This is a genomic window from Bacteroides sp. OF03-11BH (assembly GCF_003604005.1).
GTDB lineage: Bacteria > Bacteroidota > Bacteroidia > Bacteroidales > Bacteroidaceae > Bacteroides > Bacteroides ovatus.
Map to the genome: position 1 here is coordinate 1 of NZ_QTMW01000103.1, position 2,916 is coordinate 2,916.

Below are 2,916 nucleotides of genomic sequence, written 5' to 3' on the forward strand. Positions count from 1 at the left end.
TTTATTCACAATAGAAGAAGTACCACCAAATTTGACGAAGAACCTTTTTTTTCTGTTTTGTCCGATTTTTAGCTTTGTTATTGAGTCAATTCATTGAATGATAAGTAGATAACTTGTCTGTGACTTTCTTTGCTTTTTTCTATACTATGAGGAGCAAATTGTTTTACTTTGTGTATCCGGAAAATAAAAAAGAGCGATCGTTCCGAATGACTAAATCTATTTATTAACTAAGAACTGTAGTATTATGGAACACTTTTATGATTTTGTTCGACAATGGAGAATATTGTTTGTGTTGGTATTTGTTTCCCTTTTTATAAATTCTTGCACAGACGAAAATATTATGATAGAAAGAGGTGAAGATTATGTATTTATAGAGACTTATGCAGGAAATATAAACAATAGTGCTAGGTTAGAAATTACCCCTGAGAGTTCAGAATCAGCCCCTCTACAACTTAAGGAACAACTATTAGAATTTAGGGTGAAATTATTTTGTGAAAATAGTTCTTCTAATTATCGATTGTATAAAATAAAGTTGTTATTAAACGATGAAGATATTTTGTTGGAAAGAGAAACATCAAGTATTAATGAATCGAACTATTACACTGTATATCGTCCTGGTTTTTTCAAACTTAAATTTATCGCATATTTTAAAAACATGCAATATTATACTTATGATCAATCCGAAAGTGAAGCAACCATTGTGGTAGATTATCCAGATAGAGATGTTTTGGCAAAAAAATATGGTAGCAAGTTTCAACATTATTGGATGGAAGGACTGTCTAAAAGAAATGAAGACAAGAATATATATGGAGAAGAATACGGATATCTTCTTGCATTTAATCATGGTATGTTTGATATGATAGAAGTAACACCAGGCACTAGAACTAAAATATATACAGGGTCTGATTGGGTTGGATATAGGGAATCTGATTCTTTTCCTTTTTCTTCTTTTTCTTTTTGCGAGAATTGGAATAAAAATCCATTTGAGAAAGATCAGCTTTTAGTTGTTGGAACTTTTCATACACACAGAGAATTAAATAAAGATGAAAGCGCTCCATTTAGGATTGTTGGTGTTTCACCTGCTGATGAAAGAATGGCTGAAAATGCTATAGATGATGGGCTTCCAAGTTTAGTTTTTGATTTTGTCGGAGAAGATTCAATAGGTTTTCATGAAAAAATCATTATAGCAGGTAAGCGGTATACAGAGGGAATGCTTTATGGTTTTGGTCCGAAAAAAAGAGGACGTAATGCCAAGTTTTAAGAATGTTAAAAAAGAAAAATATGAAGACTTTATTATTTCAATTAGTACTATTACTAGGTGCTACTTTTGCATTGCAAGCACAAGAAGTTGTAACTGAGAAAAAAATGGAGATTCCAGAACTCCAAAGTTATCAGCAAATATTCAATCACTTGCGTAGTGTGAATAATGATGTAACGGAAAAGTATTCTTTTTATAAAAGTGCGAGCCGTCCTCGGAAAATGTCATATTATAGAAAAGGAGAACCTTTGAATAAATCTGAAATGATTCATGCTTTGAAACTGGCATTAACCGAATTATGTAAATATGAGGAATTTTACCATGATTATCTTACTACCTATATGGAGGAAAACTATCCCAAACATTATGAATTAGCTTGTAGAATGCAGCAATATAAAGATGAGATTGAAATGTCCTTGATAAAAATCAGAGCTTATGAGATAGTAGATACGCCGGAACTTCAACAGGTGCTTCGCATAGCCTGGACGCTTCCACGCAAGAAGGGTTCTGGATATATCAGTAAATATACAATGGAAAGATTAGAAAAGATTGGAAAAGAGGGGTATTTGAAGTCAATGTCAGAAGAACAGATCCGGGAATTGGAAAGACCTGTATGGGAGGAGGAAATTGCTTTATTGTATGTTTTCTCAAATAAATATGATGATTAAATAGATTTTCTATTTAATCAGATTCCCTTCACCTTTTCTCTGCATCCCTTTGTTGGTAGGAGATAGCGGGTGAAGGGTAATCCGTTCACCTGCTCCTTCGCTCTGATTAATTTTACTTCGGATTTGTGGATAATACTTTTACTCAATGCATTAAGCAATTTTACTCAATGGCTAACGCAAATATACATAATTAGTTGCTATATACCCTGATATTATTCTTTATCCTTGTATTTTATATCTACAGAAACTCTGTAATTACCCGGTACCGGTGTATAAATAGGCTGGTGAGTAGTCCCCTTATTTTGCAGTTTCTTTTCCGCAATCAGTCTTTTTATATGCCGATAGGCAGTGATTTGTGTCATCCCACAGAGATACTGAAAGTCTTTCCGGGTGATTATTTGGTTTTCGGCAAAATATTTCGTCAATTCCATATCTATCTCTACTTCAGAAAGTCCAGCAGAATGTGGCTTGTATTTTGAACGTTGGAAGTGCATATCGGAAAGTTCAGCTTTAAGTTCCTTATCTGCCTTGAACTTGATAGCCTTTAATTTGACTTTATGTACTCGTTTAGCTTTGGGATCACGTATTTCTTCTTCGCAACTAAGAGTGATTTGTAAGTATCCCAATCCATTGATATGTACTTTCTTTCCTTCTTTGAGGCATTGGGCTACTTCATATTTTAATTCTTCCAACGTTGCTATTACATCCGATGGACTAAGTGAACAACGATCGTGAATCCGATATACTAATTTCTCTGTATTCACAGTCTCAAAACTGATTGGACGAGCATGGTATCTCACCTTGTTTTTTTTCTCCTTCGGCATAGGAGTCTTGTATAATTCAAATTGTACTGACATAGTCTTTCTTTTTTCTTTAGATATTTGTAGATTATCTTCTTGATGTTTCTTAATTTTCTCTTAGATATTTACTATTTATCATTATTGCAGGGCAGACGCATTAAAAATTATTTTCCTGTAAAAGTTGTGACAA

3 protein-coding genes are annotated in these 2,916 nt (G+C 33.3%); 2 read left to right on the plus strand and 1 reads right to left on the minus strand.

Features of this window, described 5'->3' with window-relative positions; genetic code table 11:
- The first annotated feature begins 244 nt into the window (after positions 1-244).
- Both DXA54_RS27705 and DXA54_RS27710 read left to right on the plus strand, forming a co-directional pair.
- Positions 245-1,261, plus strand: a complete 1,017-nt coding sequence (locus DXA54_RS27705) for a hypothetical protein (protein WP_120081190.1) — start codon at positions 245-247, stop codon at positions 1,259-1,261.
- 20 nt (positions 1,262-1,281) lie between these two features.
- A complete protein-coding gene (locus tag DXA54_RS27710; protein WP_133304702.1) occupies positions 1,282-1,926 on the plus strand; it encodes a hypothetical protein in 645 nt (214 codons plus the stop codon).
- Positions 1,927-2,138: 212 nt separating this feature from the next.
- Here DXA54_RS27710 and DXA54_RS27715 read toward each other — a convergent pair whose 3' ends face one another.
- Complete coding sequence (locus tag DXA54_RS27715) at positions 2,139-2,783, minus strand: HU family DNA-binding protein (RefSeq protein ID WP_120081194.1); 645 nt, start codon at positions 2,781-2,783, stop codon at positions 2,139-2,141.
- Positions 2,784-2,916: the final 133 nt, after the last annotated feature.

What these genes read in the sequence shown, in the direction of transcription:
- DXA54_RS27705 (WP_120081190.1), top strand. Translation starts at nt 245, where the DNA reads ATGGAACACTTTTATGATTTTGTTCGACAATGGAGAATATTGTTTGTG.
- DXA54_RS27710 (WP_133304702.1), top strand. Translation starts at nt 1,282, where the DNA reads ATGAAGACTTTATTATTTCAATTAGTACTATTACTAGGTGCTACTTTT.
- DXA54_RS27715 (WP_120081194.1), bottom strand. Translation starts at nt 2,783, where the DNA reads ATGTCAGTACAATTTGAATTATACAAGACTCCTATGCCGAAGGAGAAA.